Source organism: Achromobacter sp. 18P8.1.1, from assembly GCF_057799415.1.
Genome location: NZ_JBYOKH010000006.1, coordinates 25,382 through 48,340 on the forward strand (window position 1 = coordinate 25,382; position 22,959 = coordinate 48,340).

The window sequence follows — 22,959 nt, forward strand, 5'->3', positions numbered from 1 at the left end:
CGCGCGGCGGGCGGGGGCCTCCCGCCCGCAACCGTCCCAGGTTTTGTATGCTCTCGGTTTTGCAGGACTAGCAACTGGGTGGACGCAGCATGACGGGACAAGCGAAAAAGCGGGTAGGCGGGCTGAGGCAATGGCTGGCCAGCGGGCTGCTGACCCTGTCGGCGGGCGCGGCTTGCGCGCAGGTCCAGGGCCTGCCGCCCAATGTGGTGAACGCCTGGAAGGCCAGCAAGCTGCCCGACAGTTCGCTGTCGCTGGTGGTGCAGGAGCTGGGCGGGCCGCGCATGGTGGCCTTGAACGCCAAGGAATCCCGCAACCCCGCGTCGGTCATGAAACTGGTCACGACGTGGGCCGCGCTGTCCGAACTGGGGCCCAACTACGTCTGGCGCACCGAATTCATGACGGCGCCCGGCGCCCGGCCCGACGCCAAGGGCGTGCTGGCCGGCCCGCTGTACCTGCGCGCCGGGGGCGATCCCCAATTTCTGATGCAGGATTTGTGGGCCCTGCTGCGTGAATTGCGCCTGCGCGGGGTCAAGCAGATCAATGATCTCGTCATCGACCGCAGCATTTTCGGCCAGGTCGCCACTGACCCCGGCGCCTTTGACGGTGCCCCGGACCGCGCCTACAACGCCAGCCCTGACGCCCTGATGGTGGGTTTCGGCGCGCTGCGCCTGCTGTTCACGCCGGACCCCGCCGCCCACAAATGGGTGCCGCTGATCGATCCGCCGCTGCCCGGCCTGAAGATCGAGGGCAACGTGGAATGGAGCGACGTCCGCTGCCCGGGCCCGCCGGTGGTGACGACGGATCCGCTGATCACCCAGCAGGGCGTGACGATCCGCGTCGGCGGCAAGGTGGCCGGCTCTTGCGGCGAATTCAGCCTGTATCGCCTGGCGCTATCGCAGCCCGACTACGCCACCGAGATTTTCCGCATGCTCTGGAAAGAGCTGGGCGGCACCTTCAAGGGGCAGGTCCGGGCCGGCATGGTGCCGGCGGATGCCGTGGTGCTGGCCTCGCACGATTCCCCCACCCTGGCGGAGGTGATCCGCCAGATCAATAAGCGCAGCAACAACGTCATGGCGCGCACGCTGCTCTTGACGCTGGGCGCGGAAAAGGGCCGCCGGCCGGCCACCGTGACCAGCAGCGAGGCAGTGGCCAAGGGGCTGCTGGCCAAGCAGGGGCTGGACATGCCCGAACTCGTCATCGACAACGGCGCCGGCCTGTCGCGCGAGGCCCGGGTGTCGGCCGACAGTCTGGCCTCCATGCTGACGGTGGCCTGGAATTCGCCCGTCATGCCGGAGTACATTTCGTCCTTCGCCATCGCCGGGGTGGACGGCACCGTGCGGCGCCGTCTGAAGGGCGACGGCACGGTGGGCATGGCCCACCTGAAGACCGGGTCGTTGCGCGACGTGCGCTCGATCGCCGGTTACGTGCTGGGCGCCAGCGGCAAGCGCTACGTGGTGGTCAGCATCGTCAACCACGAACAGGCGGGTGCCGTCCGCGCTTTTGACGACGCCCTCATCGCGTGGCTCGCCGATCAATGAATGATGCCCCCACGCCGCGCGCACGTTGTGCGCTTGCTGCCCCCCGAGGGGGCTTTTTCCCCTTGGGGCGGCCCGGCGGGGAAAAGTCTTCTATGCTCCCGGGCCATTAAACCGATTACGATCCTTGGGTGCGACCCGATAGCCGACGCAAGTGTGTTGCGCTGTTCGGGTGGCGCCTGAGGCGAAAAACCCCGTCTTTTCAATATTCTGGAGTGTTACGCACATGCCTGTGCACGAAATCCGCCATCCGTTGATCCGCCATAAGCTCGGGATCATGCGTCGCGCCGACCTCAGCACCAAGAGCTTTCGAGAGTTGTCGCAGGAAGTCGGCGCGCTGCTGACTTACGAAGCGTCCAAGGACCTGCCGCTGGCGCCGGCCACCGTGGAAGGCTGGTGTGGCCAGGTCCAGGTCGAGAAGATTGCCGGCAAGAAAGTCACCGTGGTGCCCATCCTGCGCGCCGGCATCGGCATGCTGGATGGCGTGCTCAGCCTGATTCCGGGCGCCAAGGTCAGCGTGGTGGGCGTGGCCCGCAACGAAGAGACGCTGGAAGCGCACACCTATCTGGAACGCCTGGTCGGTGAACTCGACCAGCGCCTGGCCCTGATCGTCGATCCCATGCTGGCAACTGGCGGTTCGATGGTTGCTGCCATCGACCTGCTCAAGCGCGCCGGCTGCAAGGAAATTCGTGCGCTCGTCCTGGTGGCGGCGCCCGTCGGCATCGACGCCGTGCTGGCCAAGCACCCGGATGTGCATATCTACACGGCATCCATCGATGACGGCCTGAACGAGCACGGATACATCATGCCCGGGCTGGGCGATGCGGGCGACCGGATCTTCGGTACGACCCAGAAGACGGAGTGACGGTTATCGGGTGATGGGTTGCGCGCGCTTGGGGCGGTGCTGTTGCATTTGCCGCCCGCGCACTCCACCCATCAAGCCGCCAGCCGTTGCGGGCGGCCGTCGATATGCTGGCCGAACCATTGCAATTGCGGCGCCAGGCCGGCGACTTCGCCCACGATCAAGAGGGCAGGCGACCGGATTCCGTGCTCGGCGGCCAGGCGGGGCAGGGCTTCAAGCGTGCCCGACAGTACGCGCTGTTCGGGCCTGCTGCCGTTTTCGATCAGCGCGAACGGCGTCTGCGCCGAACGGCCATGGCGTAACAGGCGCCCGGTCAGCAGATCCAGCTGGCCCACTCCCATATAGAACGCCAGCGTCTGCCGCTCGCGCGCCAGCGCAGGCCAGTCCAGATTGTCTTCGTCCTCGCGGCAATGCGCCGTGATCAGCCGGACCGACTGCGCATGCTCGCGATGCGTCAGCGGGATGCCGGCATAGGCCGCACAGGCCAGCGCGGCGGTGATGCCGGGCACCACTTCATAGCGCACGCCATGCGCGCGCAGATATTCCAATTCTTCGCCGCCCCGTCCAAAGATGAACGCGTCGCCGCCTTTCAGGCGCACCACGCGCCGGCCCGCCTGTGCATGTTCCACCAGCAGCGCGTGGATGCGTGCCTGGGTGGCGTGATGGTTTTCGCCGGGCAGCTTGCCGACCGGCACGCGGTCGGCATCGCGGCGCGCCAGCGACATGATGTCGTCGCTGACCAGGCGGTCATACAGGATGACGTCGGCTTCGTTCAGGGCGCGCAGCGCCTTCAGCGTCAACAGGCCGGGGTCCCCCGGCCCTGCCCCCACCAGCACCACGCTGCCGTCGGCGGGCGCCAGCGGCGCAGCCAGTGCATCGGCCAAGGCGGCTTCAGCCCGGGTGGGCTGTTGCTGGCGCAGAAATCCGGCCACGGGGCCGTCCAGCAGCCAGTCATAGAAGCGGCGGCGCGCGCCCAGGTCGGGGTGGCTGGCCCGGATGCGCTTGCGATAGGTAGCGGCCAGGCCGGCCAGTTGGCCCAGCGTGTGGTCGAACAGCGATTCGATGCGTTCGCGGATGCGGCGCGCCAACACGGGCGCCACGCCCGAGGACGAAATGGCCACGATGACGGGCGACCGGTCCACGATGGACGGCACCTGGAAGGAGGACAGTTCCGGGTCGTCGACCACGTTGGTGAAGATGCGGCGGGCGCCGGCGGCTTCGGATACCGCGGCGTTCGCAGCGCGGTCGTCGGTGGCGGCGACCACCAGCCAGACATCGTCCAGCCAGGCAGGATCAAACCGGCCAGCCAAGTGGCGGATCCGGCCTTCGGCGGCCAGTGCAACCAGCGCCGGCGTCAGTTCCGGCGCACCGACGATGACCTCGGCCGAGGCTTCCAGCAGGGCCAGCGTCTTGCGCTCGGCCACGGCCCCACCGCCCACCACCAGCACCAGCCGCCCTTTCAAGTCGGCAAAAATCGGGAAAAGCTTCATCAAATGCCCGCCCCGGGCGTACCCGGCGAAATATCAGCTGATCATAGGGAGGGGGGTACATCCCCACAACTTTTGATTTCTTGAATCCATATAGCTAAAAATCATGTAGCTAGCCTTTGCCCAGCCATTGGCTCATTTCGACGACCTCGCGGGCGACTTCCCCCAGGCGCTTCTGGCTCTGCATGGCGCGCTCACGCAACAGGCGATGCGCCTCGTCTTCGGGAATGGCGCGCGCCTTCATCAATATTCCTTTCGCCCTTTCCACCCATTGCCTGTCGGCCAGGCGCAGTTGCGCGTCGCGCAACTCTTCGCGGCGAGACTTCTCCATGGCGAAGCGCTCGATCGCCACCGTCAGCAGCGGTTCGATGCGGGCCGCCGGCACGTCGCCCACGACATAGGCGGCGACACCCGCCCGCAATGCACTGCGGATGGTGTCGCGGTTGCCGTTGTCGGTGAACATCACGACCGGGCGGTCGCTGTGCTCGCTGGCCACACAGACGTTTTCCAGCGTGTCGCGCCCAGGGGCGTCGCTGTCGATCAGCACCACGTCGGGGGCGGCCTCGGCGATGGCGGCGGCCAGATCCATGCCGGGCGCCATTTCAGAGACGATGCGCACGCCCGCCGCGGCAAGCGTTTGCCGCAGCGATACCGCGCGTCCTTCGCCATCGTTAAGCAGCATGACTTTCAGCATGAGATCCCCCAGATGCTTTCGATCATGCAAGTTCCGTGCCATCTCCATGGCGTGCGGGGCTCAGCGCCCGGGCACAGCCGCAGGGCGTTAGCCGCACAGGCGTAGTGCACTGCCGCATCCGGGCATGCACCAACTTGGTTCGCGTGCGGTTTCCTGAACCCAAGTGGAGGGTGCGCGAGGTGGGCGTAAAGCCAGCGCTGGCGCGGGGTCCAGGCGAATGTCGGTGAAAAACCAGCGGGTTGGCACAGTGCTTGCTTTAGTGGAACCAGGGGGCCAACGGCGGTCGCCCGACGCAACGCGCCGCACTACGCGGCAAGGAACAACGACGTTCCGCAGCGCCAATGGACACGGTTCCATGGCGCGCGGGACGTTTTTTTTTGCCAGGAGCCATGCATGACGCCAGTGACACGTAGCCCCTCCACCCGACCCGCCGCCAGCGCGGACCTGACCGCTGACGCCGGCCGCCGCAAGTGGTTGAGCGGAACGGCGCGCGCGGTCGCGGGCGCCAGCCTGCTGTCGCTGGTCGATCCGCTGGTGCGCGCCGGCGCCTGGGCGGCGGGCACCGACGCGCCGGAAAAGACCGAAGTGAAGATCGGTTTCATCCCGCTGACCGATTGCGCCTCGGTGGTGATGGCGTCGGTACTGGGCATCGACAAAAAGTACGGCGTGACGATCACCCCGTCCAAGGAAGCCTCATGGGCCGCGGTGCGCGACAAGCTCATGAACGGCGAGCTGGACATGGCGCACGTGCTGTACGGCCTGGTCTATGGCGTGCATATGGGCGTGGGCGGGCCGAAGAAGGATATGGCGGTGCTGATGAACCTGAACCAGAATGGCCAGGCGATCACGCTGTCGAACAAGCTGCTGCAAGCCGGCGCGCGGGACGGCGAATCGCTGGCCAAGCTGATGGCCTCGGACAAGCGCGAATACACCTTCGCGCAGACCTTCCCGACCGGCACGCACGCCATGTGGCTGTACTACTGGCTGGCGACCTACGGCATCCATCCGATGAAGGACGCGAAGGTCATCACGGTGCCGCCGCCGCAGATGGTGGCGAACATGCGCGTGGGCAATATGGACGGTTTCTGCGTGGGCGAACCCTGGGGGGCGCGCGCCATCATGGACAAGATCGGCTTTACCGCCGTGACCACGCAGGGCATCTGGCAGGACCATCCGGAAAAGGTGCTGGGCACCAGCGCCGAATTCGTGTCGCGCAACCCGAACACGGCGCGGGCCGTCACCGCGGCGATTCTCGAGGCCGGCAAGTGGATCGACGCGTCGCCCGCCAACCGCCAGAAGACGGCCGAGACCATTGCCGCCAAGTCCTATGTGAATACGGATGCCAGCGGCATCGTGGACCGCATGCAGGGCCGCTATGAAGACGGCCTGGGCAAGTCATGGACCGACGAGCACGCCATGCGCTTCTACGCGGAGGGTTCGGCCAACTTCCCGTACCTGAGCGACGGCATGTGGTTCCTGACGCAGCACAAGCGTTGGGGCCTGCTGAAAGAGCATCCCGACTATCTGGCGATGGCCAGGCAGGTCAACCGCATCGACATCTACAAGCAGGCCGCATCCGCCGCCGGGGTGGCGCTGCCCGCCAGCGAGATGCGCAGCGCCAAGTTCATCGACGGCGTGGTGTGGGACGGCAGCAACCCCGCGGCGTATGCCGACGGGTTCAAGGTCAAGGCCTGAGCGGCCGGTACAGAGAAGGGGCATGCAATGTCTACCGTAACGAATGTGGGCCGCGGCGAGGCGATGTTCGCCGCCGGGCGCGAGCGGCTGGAGTCCGTGCTGAAGGCCGTGGCGGGCCCCGTGGCCGGCTTCGCGCTGTTCGTGCTGGTGTGGCAGGTGGTGGCCATGCGGATTCCGGAGATCCCGACACCGGGCGTGACCTGGCACGCGGCCGTGGAACTGTTCTCGGATCCGTTCTATGACAACGGCCCCAACGACAAGGGCATCGGCTGGAACCTGCTGGCGTCGCTGGAGCGCGTGGCGATCGGCTTCGGGCTGGCGGCGGTGATCGGCATCCCGGTCGGGTTTGCCATCGGCCGATATGCTGCGATCAGCGCCATGTTCTCGCCCATCGTGAGCCTGCTGCGTCCGGTGTCGCCGCTGGCCTGGCTGCCGCTGGGGCTGCTGCTGTTCAAGGCGGCCAATCCGGCTGCGATCTGGGCCATTTTCATCTGTTCGATCTGGCCGATGATCATCAACACCGCGGTTGGCGTGTCGCGCGTGCCGCAGGACTACCTGAACGTGGCGCGGGTGCTGAACCTGTCGGAATGGAAGGTTACGACCAAGGTGCTGCTGCCGGCGGTGCTGCCCTACATGCTGACCGGGGTGCGCCTGTCCATCGGCACTGCATGGCTGGTGATCGTGGCGGCGGAAATGCTGACCGGCGGTACGGGCATCGGCTTCTGGCTGTGGGACGAGTGGAACAACCTGAAGGTGGAGCACATCGTTATCGCCATCTTCGTGATCGGCATCGTGGGCTTGCTGCTGGAAACCCTGCTGGTCGCGCTGGCGCGCCGATTCACCTATACCGAGGAATAGGCCATGAAGAAATTCGTACGCATCGAACGCGTCGGCCAGACGTTCACCACCCGCAAGGGCGCCTTCGTGGCGCTGCGCGACATCGACCTGACCGTTGAACAGGGCGAGTTCATCACGCTGATCGGCCATTCGGGTTGCGGCAAGTCCACGTTGCTGAACCTGATCGCCGGGCTGACGCGCCCCACCAGCGGCGTGCTGCTGTGCGCCGAACGCGAGATCACCGGACCGGGGCCGGATCGGGCCGTCGTGTTCCAGAACCACTCGCTGCTGCCGTGGCTGACCTGCTTCCAGAACGTGTACCTGGCGGTGGAACGCGTCTTTGGTGGCAAGGAAAAGCGCCCGCAATTATCTGAGCGCACGCGCGCCGCGCTGGAACTGGTGGGCTTGCTGCCGGCGCAGAACAAGCTGCCGCGGGAAATCTCGGGCGGCATGAAGCAGCGCGTGGGCATTGCGCGGGCGCTGGCGATCGAACCGGGCGTGTTGCTGATGGACGAACCGTTCGGCGCCCTGGATGCGCTGACGCGCGCGCACCTGCAGGACGAATTGCTGAAGATCGTGGCCAAGACGCGCACGACCACCATCATGGTCACGCACGATGTGGACGAAGCCGTGCTGTTGTCCGACCGCATCGTCATGTTGACCAACGGGCCGGCCGCGACCATCGGCGAGATCCTGCCCGTGCCCCTGCCGCGTCCGCGCGACCGCGTGCGGCTGGCCAACGACGCGACCTATCTCGAGTGCCGCGCAGCGGTCGTGGATTTCCTGCACCGCCGCCACGGCAATCCCGAACGGTCGCAGGCGGCGGCGCAGGCCAACGCCGTCCTGGACGCCACGGCGGCAGCGGGCAGCGGAGCCCAGGCCGCGACCCGCGCGGCCGCCTGAAGGCCAGCCACGGGGACCTTCATGGGCGCAAAGCAGAAGCTGGTGGTGGTGGGCAACGGCATGGCGGGCATCCGCACGGTGGAAGAACTGCTGGCGCTGGCACCCGACCTGTACGACATCACGGTGTTCGGCGCCGAGCCCCACACCAACTACAACCGGATCTTGCTGTCGCCCGTGCTGACTGGCGAACGCACCTTGCAGGACATCGTGCTGAACGACGAGGCCTGGTACGCCCGCCACGGCATCCGCTTGCTGCGCAACCGCAAGGTGACGCGGGTGGACCGCCTGCGCCGCATCGTGCGCACCGATGACGGAAGCGAAGCGCCGTATGACCGGCTGCTGCTGGCCACCGGCTCGAACCCGTTCATCCTGCCTGTGCCGGGCAACGACCTGGACGGCGTAGTCGCCTTTCGCGATATCGGCGATGTGAACCGGATGATCGAAGCGTCGTCGCGTTACCGGCACGCCGTCGTGATCGGGGGCGGGCTGCTCGGCCTGGAAGCGGCCAGCGGATTGGCTGCGCGGGGCATGGAGGTATCGGTCGTGCATCTGGGAGAAGCGTTGCTGGACCGCCAGTTGGACACCCAGGCGTCGGCGATGCTGCGGCACAGCCTGGAGGCGCGCGGCCTGACGTTCCTGTTGGGCCGCCAGACCCAGGCGATCCTTGCGGGCGATGAGGGCCGGGTTCGGGCGCTGCGTTTTGCCGACGGGCAGGAGATTGCGGCGGACCTGGTGGTGATGGCCGTGGGCGTGCGTCCCAATACCGAGCTGGCCGCAAGTTGCGGCTTGCACGTGGACCGGGGCGTGGTGGTCACCGATACCCTGCAGACCTACGACCCGCGCATCTACGCGGTCGGCGAATGCGTCAGCCATCGCGGCACCGCGTACGGGCTGGTCGCGCCCCTGTTCGAACAGGCCAAGGTCGCGGCCAATCATCTGGCCCTGCACGGCATCGGGCGCTACGAAGGCAGCGTGGTTTCGGCCAAGCTGAAGGTCACCGGCATCGATCTGTTCTCCGCTGGGGATTTCGCGGGGGGCGCACAGACGGAAAGCATTACGGTGGCCGACGCGCTGGACGGCGTCTACAAGAAGCTGGTGATCCGCGGCGACAAGCTGGTGGGCGCCTGCTTGTACGGCGATACGGCGGACGGCGCCTGGTATATGCGGCTGATCCGCGACGGCCAGGATATCGGCGGCTGGCGCGACCAGTTGATGGCCGGCGAAAGCGCGGCGGGCGGGTAGGGGGATGGTTATGCCGTCAATCGTTCGGATTCCCGTTGTGAATGCCGAGCCCACTGCCGAGGTGTCGTCGGTGTGCTGTTATTGCGGCACGGGTTGCGGCGTGCGCGTCCAGGTGCGGGACGGCGCCGTGTTGCGGGTGCGCGGCGACGAATCGCATCCCGCCAACCATGGAAAGCTGTGCAGCAAAGGGCTGGCGCTGGGCGACACCGTGCGCCGCGATGGCGCGCGCGTGCTGTCGGCACAATGGCGCGAGGCGCGCGACCAGCCGATGCGGGATATTGCGCTGGGGCAGGCCCTGGATATCGCGGCGGAAAAGCTGGCCCAGGCGATCCAGTCCCACGGCCCCGACGCAGTGGGCTTCTATCTGTCGGGCCAGTTGCTGACCGAGGACTATGCCGTCTTCAACAAGCTGGCGCGCGCGCTGGCCGGTACCAACAACATCGACACCAATTCCCGCCTGTGCATGTCAAGCGCGGTGTCGGGCTACAAGCGCACGCTGGGTGCGGATGCGCCGCCCGCCTGCTATGAAGACCTGGAGCTGGCGGACACCGTGCTGATCGCCGGCTCCAACATGGCCTACGCGCACCCAGTGCTGTTTCGCCGGCTGGAGGCGGCGCGCGCGCGGCGGCCGGGCATGAAGGTGGTCGCGGTGGATCCACGGCGCACGGACACCACCGCGTTCGCGGACCTGCACCTGCCGATCGCGCCGGGCACCGACGTCGCCCTGTTTCACGCCATGCTGCATGTGATGGTGCGCGAGGGCCTGGTGGACCGCGGCTATATCGAACGCCACACCGAAGGTTTCGAGGCTTTGCTTGCGCGCGTGGAGGCTTTCCCGCCAGAAGCGGCGCAACGCATTTGCGGCGTGCCCGCCGGCGACATCATCCAGGCGGCGCGTTGGTTCGGCAGCGCGGGTGCGGCGCTGTCGCTGTACACGATGGGGCTGAACCAGTCGACTCGCGGCACCGACAAGAACGCCGCGCTGATTCATCTGCATCTGGCGACGGGCCAGATCGGCAAGCCGGGTGCCGGACCGTTTTCCTTGACTGGGCAACCCAACGCGATGGGCGGCCGCGAGGCCGGCGGCATGGCCACCTTGCTACCGGGCCATCGCGACCCCGGTTCCGCGGCGGATCGCGCCGACGTGGCCGCCCTGTGGGGCGTGGACCGCCTGCCCGAGGCGCCGGGCACCCCCGCGTTGGACATGTTCGACGCGGTGCTGGACGGGCGCATCAAGGTGCTGTGGATCGCGGCGACCAATCCCGCGCAGTCGTTGCCCGACCAGGCCCGGGTGCGCGCGGCGCTCGCGCGCGCCGAATGCGTCATCGTGCAAGAGGCGTTCGCGGGCACCGAGACCCTGGCCTGGGCCGACCTGGTGCTGCCGGCGGCGACGTGGCCGGAGAAATCCGGCACGGTGACGAATTCGGAACGGCGCATCAGCCGGGTGCACGCGGCGATCGATCCGCCTGGCGACGCGCAGCCGGACTGGCGCCTGGCGCAGGCCGTGGCACTGCGGCTGGCCGCCCGTATCGCGCCGGATAAGGCGGCGCGGTTCGCCTATCGCGATGAAAGCGAGGTGTTCGCTGAGCACGTCCGCATGACGGCGGGCCGCGACTTGGACTACAGCGCGCTGGACTACGACGTCTTGCGCCGCGACGGGCCGCAGCAGTGGCCCTATCGCCCGGGGCAGGGCACGGCGCGCCTCTACGCCGATGGCGTCTTCCCAACGCCCAGCGAGCGGGCGCGCTTTTGCGATGTGGACTATCTGCCGCCCGCCGACGCGGTCACGCCGGCATTCCCGCTGCAGCTGACGACCGGCCGCTTGCGTGACCACTGGCACACCATGGCGCGCACGTCGCTTGCCCGCGTGCTGACGCAGCATGTCGAAGAACCTTGGGTGTCGCTGCATCCGGACGACATGCGGCAGTTGTTGCTGGAGTCCGGCGCGCTGGCGCGGCTGCGTTCCCGGCGCGGCAGCGTGGTGCTGCCGGTAAAGGAGGACGACAGCGTGCAGCGCGGCCATGCCTTCCTGCCGATGCATTGGGGCAGCGCGTTCATGGCGGGCTTGGGCGTCAATGCGTTGACCAGCCCGGTGACAGACCCGGTGTCGCATCAGCCTGAATTGAAGTTCAGCGCGATCTGCGCCGAACCTGCCCGCCTGGCGTGGCAGGCGGCGGGCTGGAGTCAAGGTGATGCGGCGGCGCTGCGCGTGTGCCTGGCGCCCTGGCTGCGGCGCTTTGAGTACGCCGTGGTGCTGCCCATTGGCGCAGGCGGCGTGCGGATCCGGCTGGCGGCTGAGATGGTGCCGGCGCCTGCGCTTTTGGCGGAGCTGGCGGATGCGCTGGGCCTGACGCGCGCCGAGGTCGTGTTCGATGATCCGGCACGGGGCAGGATGCGCCGCGTGGCAGCGGGGCAGGGCACCTTGCGCGCCTTTCTGCTGACGGGCGATCTGCGGGCGCAGGACGCGCTGCTGTCCTGGGCGGCGGGGGGCGACGCGCCGGCCAGCGTTTCCGGCCTGCTGACGGGCCGGATCGCGGGCGCGGCGCGGTTGCGCACGGTCTGCGTCTGCGTGGGCGTGAGCGAAGCGGCAATCCTGGCGGGCATCGAGCGCGGCTGCGACCTTCAGGCGCTGAAATCCACGCTGGGTTGCGGCACGGGCTGCGGTTCGTGCGTGCCGGAAATCCAGTCGCTCATTGCCCGGATACCGGCCGCCGCGGTGGCGGCGTAGGCGGGCGGCCCGCCTCTGGCGCGGTCACGAGTGGACATACGCCGGGCACGGCAACCGGTGTAGTATCAAGCCAGCCGTCGCGCATAGCGGACGGCGCTATCTGATTTCTGGAGTGGCTTGAACGATGCGAAAAATGGCATCCCTGATTTTGGCGGCCGGCGCACTGGGCGCGGCCGCTTCGGCGCAGGCCGGCGTTTGCGATGCGCAGTTCATGCATGATGGCGGCGCGGTGCAACTGACCGGCTCGGGCAATCTGTCGCTGGGCGCAGACCTGACCTTCGCCGAAGTTACAAAAAGCAATGGCGACAACTGCCGCGCGCGCGTGCAGGGCGTGGCGACTTTCAGCTACGCCGGCTTGCCGCCGGGCAAGTCCAAGCTGGACTACCTGATGACGGTCAAGGGCGGCCAGGCCACCTTCCTGAAATACGCCAGCGCCGGCGAGGCCCCCAAGCCTTCCGAAGGCCAGTTCGACCTGCGCATGCTGGGCCTGTTCGCTTACGACGGCAAGCTCAACGCCGGCCAGAAATTGCCCGGTTCGTCGTTCCGCCTGAAGATCGGCAAGGAAGCGCCGGTGGGCGGCCAGCCCAGCACCACGGTGCGCATCGGCGAGAAGACCGTCGGCCAGAAGACCGCGGTGAACACCGCGCTGGGCCAGCAGTCCTGTCATCCGATCTCGTATACGCGCAACTCGGATCCCACGATGGCCACCTTCCAGGGCCTGACCATTCCGATCCCCGGCATGAACACCACCGTCACCGACTGGTACTGCCCCGCGGTGAATCTGGTGATGAAGCAGGACATCGATCAGGGCGGCGTGAAGTCCGCAGTTGAAATTACGCAGATCAAGTAGCACACGGTAGCAAGCACGCCATGCAGCGGGCATGGTGGCTGGTATGATGGTTTTGTCATAGACACACAACAGGAGCTCAAAAAATGGCCACGAGAAAATCCGAAGAAGTCGCAAAAGAAAAACTCATCGACAGTGTCAAGACCAGTTTGAATGACGCGGAAAACCTGCTGCGCGAAGCAGCCGGCACCACCGGCGACAAGGCAAACGAATTGCGCGACCGCGCCATGACTTCGCTCAAGCGTACGCGCGAAGCCCTTTACGAGGCGCAAGACGCCGTGCTCGAACGCGGCCGCAAAGCCGCCCGCGCCACGGACGACTACGTGCATGACAATCCCTGGCAAGCCATCGGCATCGCAGGCGTGACCGGCCTGCTGCTCGGCTTGCTGATCAGCCGCCGCTGATAAGGCTTGAACGTCCGGGCGGGCGGCGTCGGCTTCGTGCCGCGTTGTCCGCCCGGCGTTCTTGATGCCATGGGTCTACGAAAATCTGTTTTCGGCGTCGCGTCCAGCCTGGTCGGGCTGTTGCGCACGCGCCTGGAGTTGCTGACGCTGGAGGCCGCCGATGAAAAGGCGCGCCTGCTCAAAGTGCTGGGCATGGCCTTTGCTGCGCTGCTCTTCCTGACGTTGGCGGTGCTGGTGTTCACCGTGACGGTGGCGGTGCTGTTCTGGCCTACCGAAGATCGCTACCTGGCCCTGGGTCTGTTGGCGGCCTTCTACGGCATCGTCGGCATCGGCCTGCTGCTGGCGGTACGCCATGCGCTGGTCTATGGCGCGCCGCCGTTCGCGGCTACCTTGGAAGAGCTGGGCCGCGATGCGGAACTGCTGGACCGGATCCGCGATGCGCAAGACGATGACGTACCGGCCGCGCGTCGGCGCGAGGAGGGCTGAGTCATGTCGAAAAGGTCTCCTACCGTTGATCGCGCTGTCCGCATCGAATTGCTGCGCGCCCGCGCAGCGATCGAACGCGAATCGTTGGCGCAAAGCATCGTCAGCACCAGCCACAAGCTGGAGCCGGCCTCGATAATCCGGGGCTTGCTGCCCCGACTGGCCTCGGGCGGGGCTTCGCGCTGGGCCTTGCAGGCCATCACGCTTGCCCGCCGTTATCCGCTGGTCAGCTCGTCCTTGTCCACCCTGCTCATGCGCGGCGGCAAACGGTTCAAGCTGCTCAAGATCGCGGGCGGCGCGTTGGTCGGCTGGCAGGTGTACAAGCTGTGGCAAAGCTCAAGAGAGGGCGGGGAATAAGGCTCGCGTTGGCAGCAGCGCGTCCTGTACCCACCCAATAAAAACCCCGCCTTGCCGGCGGGGTTTTTTATTTGCACGGGCCGTTTGGGGCCGTCGGCTTTAAAGGCCCAACTGGCCCCACAGGTCATCCACGCGCTTCTTGACGTCGGCGTCCATGGTGATGGGCGTGCCCCATTCGCGGTTGGTCTCGCCGGGCCACTTGTTGGTGGCGTCCAGGCCCATCTTGCCGCCCAGCCCGGAAACGGGAGAGGCGAAGTCCAGATAGTCGATGGGGGTGTTTTCGACCAGCAGGGTATCGCGCACGGGGTCCATGCGGGTGGTCATCGCCCACACCACTTCCTTCCAGTCGCGCGGGTTGATGTCTTCGTCGACCACCACGATGAACTTGGTGTACATGAACTGGCGCAGGATGCTCCACAGGCCGAACATGACGCGCTTGGCGTGCCCCGCATACTGCTTGCGGATCGACACCACCGCCAGCCGGTAGCTGCAGCCTTCGGGCGGCAGGTAGAAGTCCACGATTTCCGGCAGTTGGCGGCGCAGCAAGGGCACGAACACTTCGTTGAGCGCCACGCCCAGCACGGCGGGTTCGTCGGGCGGTTTGCCGGTATAGGTCGAATGATAGATGGGGTTGCGGCGCATCGTGATGCGCTCGACCGTGAACACCGGGAACCAGTCCTGCTCGTTGTAGTAGCCGGTGTGGTCGCCGTACGGGCCTTCCAGCGCCATTTCATAATCGCTGTTGGGCGGCGGGTTGACGCCCTCGGGCACCACGGGCTTCACGGCGCGCGGGTCCGACGACGGCAGCAGATGCCCCTCCAGCACGATCTCGGCCCAGGCGGGCACCGACAGGTTGCTGCCCAGCGCTTGCGCCACTTCGGTGCGCGAACCGCGCAGCAGGCCGGCGAACTGGTATTCGGACAGGCTGTCGGGCACCGGGGTGACGGCGCCCAGCGTGGTGGCGGGGTCGGCTCCCAGCGCGACGGCGATGGGGAAGGGCGTGCCCGGATTGGCCAGCGCGTGGTCGCGGAAGTCCAGCGCGCCGCCGCGGTGCGACAGCCAGCGCATGATCAGCTTGTTCGGTCCCAGCAGTTGCTGGCGGTAGATACCCAGGTTCTGCCGCTTGGCATTGGGGCCGCGCGTGATCACCAGGCCCCAGGTCAAGAGCGGGGCCACGTCGCCGGGCCAGCAGGTCTGGATCGGCAGGCGGGTCAGGTCCACGTCCTTGCCTTCCCAGACGACTTCCTGGCAGGCCGGACTTTTGACGTTCTTGGGGCTCATGTCCCACAAGGCCGCCTTCAGCATCGACACCTTGGCCAGCGCGTCGCGCAAGCCCTTGGGCGCTTCGGGTTCGCGTAAGGACGCCAGCAGTTCGCCGATGTCGCGCAGCGCGCTGACGTTGTCGGCGCCCATGCCGCGGGCCACGCGCGAGGGCGTGCCGAACAAGTTGGTAAGCACCGGCATCTGTGCCGGCTTGCCGTCATGCAGGGCTTTTTCGAACAGCAGGGCCGGGCCCTCGGCACGCAGGACGCGGTCGGAAATTTCGGTCATTTCCAGCCGGGTGGACACCGGCGCGGCAATGCGTTTGAGGTCGCCCATCCGTTCAAGTTGAGCGAGGAAGTCTCTAAGGTCGCGGTATTTCACTACAGATCCCAGCGATTTGGTTACATTTTGGGGTGAAAGAGAGGTTAACATTGACTCCCTCTTTTTCACGCAGGAGGTTTTTATGCCCGATGCGTCAGTGGCCAGCCTGTTCAGGAACATGGCCCAAGGAGTGCACGAATATCTTGCCGAGTCCTTGCGTATCTGCTCAGTCTATCTGGGCATCGCGGTGATTGTGACGGTAAGCATGGGATTTGCCCTGCCTGGTTTGCGCGATCAGGCATTGCAAGTGCACAAAGCCTTGTTGACCGCCCTAGCGCCTTCATCCATGCAATCCGGCACCGAATCCGATGTCGGTTCCGAATTGGGTTCCGACACTGCGTCGGCAATTGCCATGGCCGTTCCAACCGCTCCCGCCAGCAATGCCACCGGCATGCTGGGGCCAGCCCGCGTCGCGCCGCCGGTACCGAAGAAACCCGCCACCGTGGCGACCGGACCGCAGGCCGAAGCGTTGCGCAACTATATCTCGCGCAAGTACAAGGTGGCGTATGACGCCACCGGTCCGCTGTTGAATACCGTGTACAAGGTCAGCCGCGACAAGCAGCTTGACCCCTTGCTGGTCCTGGCTGTGATCGCCATCGAGTCCCGCTACAACCCCTTGGCCGAAAGCCACGTGGGTGCGCAGGGCCTGATGCAGGTCATGACCAGCGTGCACCAGGACAAGTTCGACGCCGTCGGCAAGACCGCGCTGGACCCGGTCGCCAATATCGGCGTCGGGGCCACGATCTTGCGCGACTGTATCAACCGCCGCGGTTCCATCGACGGCGGCCTGGCCTGCTACGTGGGTTCCACGGGGCCGGACGACAACGGCTACGGTGCCAAGGTGCAGGCTGAACGCCGGCGCCTGGCGCTGGCTTCAGGCATCGCGCTGGCCCGGGACTGATCCTGCGGCGAGTCTTGACAGCCAGGCAGGACCACAATGCGCGCTCCATCGGGGCGCGCATTGTTTTTGGCTTAGCGCTGCAGCCATTTGCCCATGCGGGCCACGGCCTCTTCCAGCCGGTCCAGGCCCGTGGCGTAGGAAAAGCGCATGGTGTGGCCGCCGTGGGCGGGCCCGAAGTCCAGCCCCGGCACGGCGGCAATCCCGGCTTCCAGCAGCAGGCGCTGCGAGAAGGTGCCGCTGTCCATGCCCAGGTTGCTGATGTCGGCGTAGATGTAGAACGCGCCGTCCGGCTTGACCGGCACCTGGATGCCCAGCCGTTCGAATTCGGGTAGCAGGTAGTCGCGGCGTTGCTTGAAGGCTTCGCGGCGATGCTCGAAGGTCTTCATCGCCTGGTCCGTGAAGCAGGCCAGGGCGCCATGCTGGGCCAGGGTGGGCGCGCAGATCTGCAGGCTGGCGGCGATCTTCTCCACCGGCGCCACCATGTCTTCGGGCACGATCATCCAGCCCAGGCGCCATCCCGTCATGTGGAAATACTTCGAGAAGCTGTTGATGACGATGATGTCATCGTCCAGGGTCAGCGCGGAACGCGGCTCGCCCTCGTAAGAGAGACCAAGGTAGATTTCGTCGACGATGGCGAAGCCGTCGCGCGCGCGGACCTCAGCCAGCAGATCGGCCAGTTCGTCCGGGGCGATCGACGTGCCCGTGGGGTTGCTGGGCGAAGCCACCATGACGCCTTGCGTGGCGGGGCTCCAGTGCTGGGCCACGTCCTGGGCCGACAGCTGGAAGCGCTTTTCCGCCGAACTGGGGATCAGGCGCGGCACGCCGCCCGCGGCCAGCACGAAATTGCTGTTGGCGGGGTAGGACGGGTCCGGCATCAGCACTTCGCCGCCGCTGTTGACCAGTGCCGCGCAGGCCAGCGTCAGGGCGCCCGAGGCGCCCGCGGTGACGATGACGCGGGCCGGATTGATCGTGGCGCCGAATTTGTCATGGTAGAACTGCGCAATGGCTTCGCGAAGCGGCGTCAGGCCCGCGGGGGGGCTATAGCCGCTCAGGCCGGCGCGGGCCGCGCGCTCCAGTGCTTCCACGACCTGAGGGGGCGCGGTAAAGTCCGGTTCGCCGATGCCCAGGCTGATAATGTCCTTGCCAGCCGCCTGCAGCGCTTGCCCCTGCTTGAAGAGTTCCACTGCGTGGAAAGTCAGAAAATCATGGGTGCGCGTGGCGAGGCGAGGCATTGGATTCTCGAAAGCGTTTTGTAGCGGAAAAAGGAATTGTAGTCATGCAGCCATCCCGGCGCGCTTTCCTGCTTGGCCGCAGGCCGGTCCAGACCCCGTGGGCGGCCTTCATGCAGCGTCTGAAGCTGCTGTGCCAGGGGCAGGTCCAGGATCTGGGCGAAGACGGGCCCGGCGGGGCGCAGGCCATTTTGACCCCGTCGCGCGACGCCGATGTCGCGCATGCCCGCACGCTGTGCGCGGAGTACCGCATCGTCATGGCGCTGGAAGGCGCAACCGGGCCCTACGCGCCCATTGCGGGCCCGCGCCTGCGGATCGACCCGTCGCACATGGCGGGCTTGGCCCGATTGGCCGGCGAGACGCCTCGCTGGCGGGCCCAGCCGGGTGTCCCGCTGGCGGCGCTGACCCAGGCCGGACTGCGGCAGTTCGACGGTTTTCCCGGCGCCATGACGCTGGCCGAATGGCTGGCCGCGCCCGCGCCCTGGCCCGCCGGGCATTGCGCGGCGTCGGGCGTGCTGTCGGTGGAGGTGATGCTGGCCGACGGCATCGAAGAATCCCTGGGGCCGTTCGGCGAAGCCGACGTGCAGCCGCTGCGTTCGGCCACGGTGCAAAGCCTGGTGCCCGAGCTGTTCAAGCTGGCCTCTGGCGGGGACGCCTTCGCGACCCACGACGGCCATCACTGGCTGGGCCGCTACCGGCTGGACGCCTTGAAGCCCGAAGCGCCGGCCACCGTGAACCTGGCGCACCTGCTGCTGGGGCACGGCGGCACGCTGGCCTGGGTGCAAAGCGTGACGCTGACCGACGCGCCGGCGTTCTTGGCGCGGGGCCCGCAGGCGGAATCGCCAGGGCTGGCGACGGTCCGGCTGGACGGGCGCGTCAAGGCGCTGTTCGACCCCGATGGTCGTTTTCCCTTATTCCTGCCTCGTGAAACCTGACATCATTTCAGCTTGCTGTAAGATTTCGGCGCTCGTCCCCAATAAGAGGAAAGGCGTCGCGGACGTATCGCGCCGCCCGTCATGGGAATAGAATTCCTCCCTCTTTCCGTGTCTCACCTAATTAGCCAGTAGCCGCCCTATGGATGCCAACCTTCGCAAAGCCGCCCTTGAATATCACGAGCATGGGCGCCCCGGCAAAATATCGGTCACGCCGACCAAGCAGCTGACCAACCAGCGCGATCTGGCGCTGGCGTACTCGCCGGGCGTGGCGGCGGCCTGTGAGGAGATCGTGGCCGATCCGGCCAATGTGTTCCGTTACACCGCGCGCGGCAATCTGGTGGGCGTGATCACCAACGGGACCGCGGTGCTGGGCCTGGGCAACATCGGCGCGCTGGCCTCCAAGCCGGTCATGGAAGGCAAGGCGGTGCTGTTCAAGAAATTCGCCGGCCTGGATGTCTTCGACATCGAAATCAACGAAACCGACCCGGACAAGCTGGTCGAGATCATCGCCGGCCTGGAAGCCACTTTCGGCGGCATCAACCTGGAAGACATCAAGGCCCCGGAATGCTTCACCGTCGAGCGCAAGCTCCGTGAACGCATGAAGATCCCGGTTTTCCACGACGACCAGCACGGCACCGCGATCTGCGTGTCGGCGGCGTTCATCAACGGCCTGAAGGTCGTAGGCAAGGACATCGACAAGGTCAAGGTCGTGACCTCCGGCGCCGGGGCTGCCGCGCTGGCCTGCCTGGACCTGATGGTGGACCTGGGCCTGCCGCTGGAAAACATCTGGGTGACGGACCTGGAAGGCGTAGTCTTCGAAGGCCGTACCGTACTGATGGACCCGGACAAGGCGCGCTTTGCGCAAAAGACCGATGCCCGCAAGCTGGCCGAAGTGATCCAGGACGCCGACGTGTTCCTGGGCCTGTCGGCGGGCGGCGTGCTCAAGCCTGAGATGGTTGCGACGATGGGCCCGCGCCCGTTGATCCTGGCGCTGGCCAACCCCACGCCGGAAATCCTGCCCGAGCTGGCGCATTCGGTGCGCGACGACGTGGTCATGGCCACGGGCCGTTCGGACTACCCGAACCAGGTCAACAACGTGCTGTGCTTCCCGTACATCTTCCGCGGCGCGCTGGATGTGGGCGCGACCACGATCACGCGTGAAATGGAAAAGGCGGCGGTGTACGCCATTGCCCAGCTGGCGCAGGAAGAGCAGAACGAAGTCGTGGCCGCGGCCTACGGCACGTTCGATATTTCGTTCGGCCCCGAATACCTGATCCCCAAGCCGTTCGATCCGCGCCTGATCGTCCGCATCGCGCCGGCCGTGGCCAAGGCGGCGATGGAAGGCGGCGTGGCCACGCGCCCGCTGGCCGACCTGGAGGCCTACGAAGAGCAGCTGCAGCAGTTCGTGTACCACTCGGGCGCGTTCATGAAGCCGCTGTTCTCGGCAGCCAAGCGCATCGTGCGCGAAGGCGGCCCGGCCCGCATCGTGTTCGCGGAAGGCGAAGATGAACGCGTGCTGCGCGCGGTGCAAGTGGTGGTGGACGAAGGCCTGGCCCGTCCCATCCTGGTGGGGCGTCCTTCGGTGCTGTTGACCCGCATCGAAAAGCTGGGCTTGCGCCTGCGCCTGGGCGAAGACGTCGAAGTGACCAACCCCGAATACGACGAACGCTTCCACCAATACTGGACGACATACTGGGAACGCATGTGCCGTCGCGGCATCACCAAGGAAATGGCGCGCGTGGAAATGCGCCGCCGCATGACCTTGATCGGCGCAATGATGGTGCACCTGGGCGACGCCGACGGCATGGTCTGCGGTTCGGTGGGCGCCTATCACGACCACCTGCGTTTCGTGGACGAAGTGATCGGCCGCCGTCCGGGCCACAACGTGTACGCCGCCATGAACATCCTGCTGCTCAACGAGCGCACGGTGGTGCTGGTGGACACGCATGTGAACGACGAGCCGACGGCCGAGCAGATCGCGGAATTCACGATCGCCGCCGCCAACGAAATGCGCCGCATGTACCTGGCGCCGAAGGTGGCGCTGCTGTCGCGGTCGAACTTCGGATCGGGCAGCTCGGCCTCGGGCGCCAAGATGCGCCGCGCCCTGGAAATCGTGCGTGAAAAAGCGCCCGATCTGGAAATCGACGGCGAGATGCACGGCGACTGCGCGCTGGACGAAGCGCTGCGCATGCGCATCCTGCCGTCGTCCACCTTGAAGGGCGAAGCGAACCTGCTGGTGTGCCCGAACGTGGATTCCGGCAACATCGCCTACAACCTGCTCAAGACGGCCGCAGGCGGTAACGTGGCAGTCGGCCCGTTCTTGCTGGGCTGCAATGCGCCGGTGCACATCCTGACCTCCAGCTCGACCGTGCGCCGCATCGTCAATATGACCGCGATGACTGTGGTCGATGTCAACACGCCACGTTGAAGTGAGTCCGGCCGGCCCGGCGTGCCCACGCACGCCGACCGGTCTGGTCCTGACGGGAGGCGGCGCCCGCGCCGCCTATCAGGTGGGGGTGCTCAGCGCCATCATGGAGCTGCTGGACCCTGACTGGCATTCGCGGTTCCAGAATCCCTTCGACATCATTTGCGGCACGTCCGCCGGCGCGATCAACGCCGCCGCGTTGGCCTGCCGCGCCGACCGGCCCCACCTGGGGGTGCGGCGCATCCGGCGCCTGTGGTCGTCGCTGAACACCGACATGATCTACCGGGCCGACGCGCCCGGCCTGATCCGCACGGGCGTACGCTGGCTGGGCCTGCTGGCCCTGGGCTGGATGTATTCGGGGTTGACGCGCAAGCGGCCCCAGTCCCTGCTGGACAACAGCCCCATGGAGGCCTTGCTGGGCCGGGTGCTGGACTTCCGCAACCTGCAATCCAATCTGGAAAGGGGTTCGCTATCGGCGCTGGCGATCACGGCCTCGGGCTACACCAGCGGCGAGCACCTGACCTTCTACCAGGCGCACACCCCCATCGAACCTTGGCACCGCTATCTGCGCCTGGCCATCCCCACGCCGATCGGCATCGACCACCTGATGGCCTCGTCGTCCATCCCCTTTGTCTTCCCGGCCCGCCAGGTGCAGGTGCATGGCAAGGGTGAATGGTGCGGCGACGGATCGATGCGCCAGTTGGCCCCGATCAGCCCCGCCATCCACCTGGGCGCCCATCGCGTGCTGGTGATCGGCACGGGGTTCCGCGACGACACCCACCCCGAGCACCGCGCGGATTCGCCGCCGTATCCTTCGCTGGCGCAGGTGGGCGGCCATGCGCTGTCCAGCATCTTCCTGGACGGGCTGTCCGTGGACGTCGAGCGCTTGGAGCGCATCAACTACCTGATGGACCATGCGACGCCGGACGGCACCCAGGTCAATGTCAGACGCATCCAGGTCTTGACGATCACCCCCAGCCAGTCGCTGGACACCATGGCGCTGGAACACCTGCAGGACATGCCTGCGCAAGCACGTGCCCTTTTTCGCGTACTCGGTGTATCGTCCGATCCACACCGTCCGGGAGGCGGGGCGCTGATGTCCTATCTTCTATTCGAATCCAGCTACACCCGACGATTGATCGAACTGGGTTATGCCGATACGATGCAGCGTAACGACGAAGTGATCGCCTTTTTCAAGGAGGCTCAGGCATGACGCGCAATGGCCAATCTACCTTGCAGAAGCAGCTGCTGCGGGGCGGGGCGCTGCCTCATGAAGGGCTGGACAAGAAGGCCGTGGTGGATGCTTCCCATGAGCTGGGTCTGGCGCTGTTCGTCGCCAACTGCGACCCGGCCCGCAGCCGTTCCGCCGTGTTGCGCGCCATCGTCAAGGCGGTGGACTTCCCCGAATACTTCGGCGGCAACCTGGATGCCCTCTACGACTGCCTGTGCGACACGGTGCTGGACCACAAGACCGGCGTCGTGCTCTGGCTGTACCGGCTGCATTCCGGTGATCCGGTGCTGGAAGAAGATGCCGCCCGTATCGAAACCGTCTGCTCGGACGCGGCGGACTTCGCCCGCGAGAACGGTCGCATCTTTGCGTTCGTCATTGAGCACGCCGGCAAGCATCCGGATCCCGAGCCCGGCGTCGCGGCGGCCCCTTACGGCGAAAACGATTGAATTGAGCGCTGCCCGGGCACCCACTGGGGCACGCCCGGCGGCGGCTTGCACCGGGCGCTTTGCCCGGCGGGTGG

The 22,959-nt window shown here is 66.6% G+C and carries 19 protein-coding genes and 1 pseudogene; 16 read left to right on the forward strand and 4 right to left on the reverse strand.

The genetic code is table 11. The annotated features are described in order from the left end of the window. Window positions 1-89 precede the first annotated feature (89 nt). Together dacB and upp are read left to right on the forward strand one after the other, a co-directional pair. On the forward strand, window positions 90-1,538 hold the full coding sequence (gene dacB, locus AC27VE_RS06305; RefSeq protein ID WP_488703347.1) for a D-alanyl-D-alanine carboxypeptidase/D-alanyl-D-alanine endopeptidase: 1,449 nt from the start codon (window positions 90-92) through the stop codon (window positions 1,536-1,538). A 223-nt stretch (window positions 1,539-1,761) separates the two neighbouring features. After that, complete coding sequence (upp, locus tag AC27VE_RS06310; RefSeq protein ID WP_006222717.1) at window positions 1,762-2,400, forward strand: uracil phosphoribosyltransferase; 639 nt, start codon at window positions 1,762-1,764, stop codon at window positions 2,398-2,400. Between the two features lie 71 nt (window positions 2,401-2,471). Here upp and cysG read toward each other — a convergent pair whose 3' ends face one another. Both cysG and AC27VE_RS06320 read right to left on the reverse strand, forming a co-directional pair. Continuing rightward, window positions 2,472-3,887 carry a siroheme synthase CysG gene (gene cysG, locus AC27VE_RS06315; RefSeq protein ID WP_488703348.1) on the reverse strand — a complete coding sequence of 472 codons (1,416 nt, stop codon included), beginning with the start codon at window positions 3,885-3,887 and terminating at the stop codon, window positions 2,472-2,474. Between the two features lie 109 nt (window positions 3,888-3,996). Then, the gene (locus tag AC27VE_RS06320) at window positions 3,997-4,578 is read right to left on the reverse strand and encodes an ANTAR domain-containing response regulator (protein ID WP_006222719.1); all 582 of its coding nucleotides are present in this window, start codon (window positions 4,576-4,578) and stop codon (window positions 3,997-3,999) included. 393 nt (window positions 4,579-4,971) lie between these two features. On the opposite strand from AC27VE_RS06320, the gene AC27VE_RS06325 reads away from it, so the two are divergent. The 9 genes and pseudogenes from AC27VE_RS06325 (at window position 4,972) to AC27VE_RS06365 (ending at window position 14,074) form a co-directional block, all read left to right on the forward strand. Beyond that, window positions 4,972-6,273 (forward strand): CmpA/NrtA family ABC transporter substrate-binding protein, encoded by a 1,302-nt coding sequence (locus AC27VE_RS06325; RefSeq protein WP_006222720.1) that lies wholly within the window; start codon window positions 4,972-4,974, stop codon window positions 6,271-6,273. Between the two features lie 27 nt (window positions 6,274-6,300). Then, entirely contained in the window at window positions 6,301-7,131 is an 831-nt protein-coding gene (ntrB, locus tag AC27VE_RS06330; protein WP_280029667.1) for a nitrate ABC transporter permease, read from the forward strand. Window positions 7,132-7,134: 3 nt separating this feature from the next. After that, a complete protein-coding gene (locus AC27VE_RS06335) occupies window positions 7,135-8,013 on the forward strand; it encodes an ABC transporter ATP-binding protein (RefSeq protein ID WP_488703349.1) in 879 nt (292 codons plus the stop codon). Between the two features lie 21 nt (window positions 8,014-8,034). Beyond that, window positions 8,035-9,351: pseudogene (locus AC27VE_RS06340) on the forward strand (NAD(P)/FAD-dependent oxidoreductase); the annotation flags it as partial. After that, entirely contained in the window at window positions 9,266-11,983 is a 2,718-nt protein-coding gene (locus AC27VE_RS06345) for a nitrate reductase (protein ID WP_488703350.1), read from the forward strand. The pseudogene AC27VE_RS06340 and the gene AC27VE_RS06345, both read left to right, overlap by 86 nt. A 124-nt stretch (window positions 11,984-12,107) precedes the next feature. Next, complete coding sequence (locus AC27VE_RS06350; RefSeq protein ID WP_175216779.1) at window positions 12,108-12,833, forward strand: hypothetical protein; 726 nt, start codon at window positions 12,108-12,110, stop codon at window positions 12,831-12,833. Window positions 12,834-12,916: 83 nt separating this feature from the next. Further along, window positions 12,917-13,234, forward strand: coding sequence for an ElaB/YgaM/YqjD family protein (locus AC27VE_RS06355; protein ID WP_006222726.1), 318 nt, complete (start codon window positions 12,917-12,919; stop codon window positions 13,232-13,234). Window positions 13,235-13,303: 69 nt separating this feature from the next. Further along, complete coding sequence (locus AC27VE_RS06360) at window positions 13,304-13,720, forward strand: phage holin family protein (protein WP_035212457.1); 417 nt, start codon at window positions 13,304-13,306, stop codon at window positions 13,718-13,720. A 3-nt stretch (window positions 13,721-13,723) separates the two neighbouring features. Further along, window positions 13,724-14,074, forward strand: a complete 351-nt coding sequence (locus AC27VE_RS06365; protein ID WP_315137964.1) for a hypothetical protein — start codon at window positions 13,724-13,726, stop codon at window positions 14,072-14,074. Window positions 14,075-14,173: 99 nt separating this feature from the next. Here AC27VE_RS06365 and ubiD read toward each other — a convergent pair whose 3' ends face one another. Then, window positions 14,174-15,718, reverse strand: a complete 1,545-nt coding sequence (gene ubiD, locus AC27VE_RS06370) for a 4-hydroxy-3-polyprenylbenzoate decarboxylase (protein WP_427960169.1) — start codon at window positions 15,716-15,718, stop codon at window positions 14,174-14,176. A gap of 82 nt (window positions 15,719-15,800) precedes the next feature. On the opposite strand from ubiD, the gene AC27VE_RS06375 reads away from it, so the two are divergent. After that, entirely contained in the window at window positions 15,801-16,619 is an 819-nt protein-coding gene (locus AC27VE_RS06375; protein ID WP_427960167.1) for a lytic transglycosylase domain-containing protein, read from the forward strand. Window positions 16,620-16,690: 71 nt separating this feature from the next. On the opposite strand, the gene AC27VE_RS06380 is transcribed toward AC27VE_RS06375, so the two are convergent. Continuing rightward, the gene (locus tag AC27VE_RS06380; protein ID WP_006222731.1) at window positions 16,691-17,851 is read right to left on the reverse strand and encodes a pyridoxal phosphate-dependent aminotransferase; all 1,161 of its coding nucleotides are present in this window, start codon (window positions 17,849-17,851) and stop codon (window positions 16,691-16,693) included. A gap of 44 nt (window positions 17,852-17,895) precedes the next feature. Between AC27VE_RS06380 and AC27VE_RS06385 the strand changes: the two genes are divergently transcribed. The 4 genes from AC27VE_RS06385 to AC27VE_RS06400 all read left to right on the forward strand — a co-directional run bounded on the left by AC27VE_RS06385 (window position 17,896) and on the right by AC27VE_RS06400 (window position 22,885). After that, complete coding sequence (locus tag AC27VE_RS06385) at window positions 17,896-18,783, forward strand: FAD-binding protein (protein WP_427960164.1); 888 nt, start codon at window positions 17,896-17,898, stop codon at window positions 18,781-18,783. A 139-nt stretch (window positions 18,784-18,922) separates the two neighbouring features. Further along, the gene (locus AC27VE_RS06390) at window positions 18,923-21,211 is read left to right on the forward strand and encodes an NADP-dependent malic enzyme (RefSeq protein WP_006222734.1); all 2,289 of its coding nucleotides are present in this window, start codon (window positions 18,923-18,925) and stop codon (window positions 21,209-21,211) included. Next, window positions 21,192-22,421, forward strand: a complete 1,230-nt coding sequence (locus AC27VE_RS06395) for a patatin-like phospholipase family protein (protein ID WP_411431416.1) — start codon at window positions 21,192-21,194, stop codon at window positions 22,419-22,421. The genes AC27VE_RS06390 and AC27VE_RS06395 overlap by 20 nt, the downstream gene beginning before the upstream one ends. After that, window positions 22,418-22,885, forward strand: coding sequence for a barstar family protein (locus tag AC27VE_RS06400; RefSeq protein ID WP_006222736.1), 468 nt, complete (start codon window positions 22,418-22,420; stop codon window positions 22,883-22,885). Before AC27VE_RS06395 ends, AC27VE_RS06400 begins: the two co-directional genes overlap by 4 nt. Window positions 22,886-22,959 lie beyond the last annotated feature (74 nt).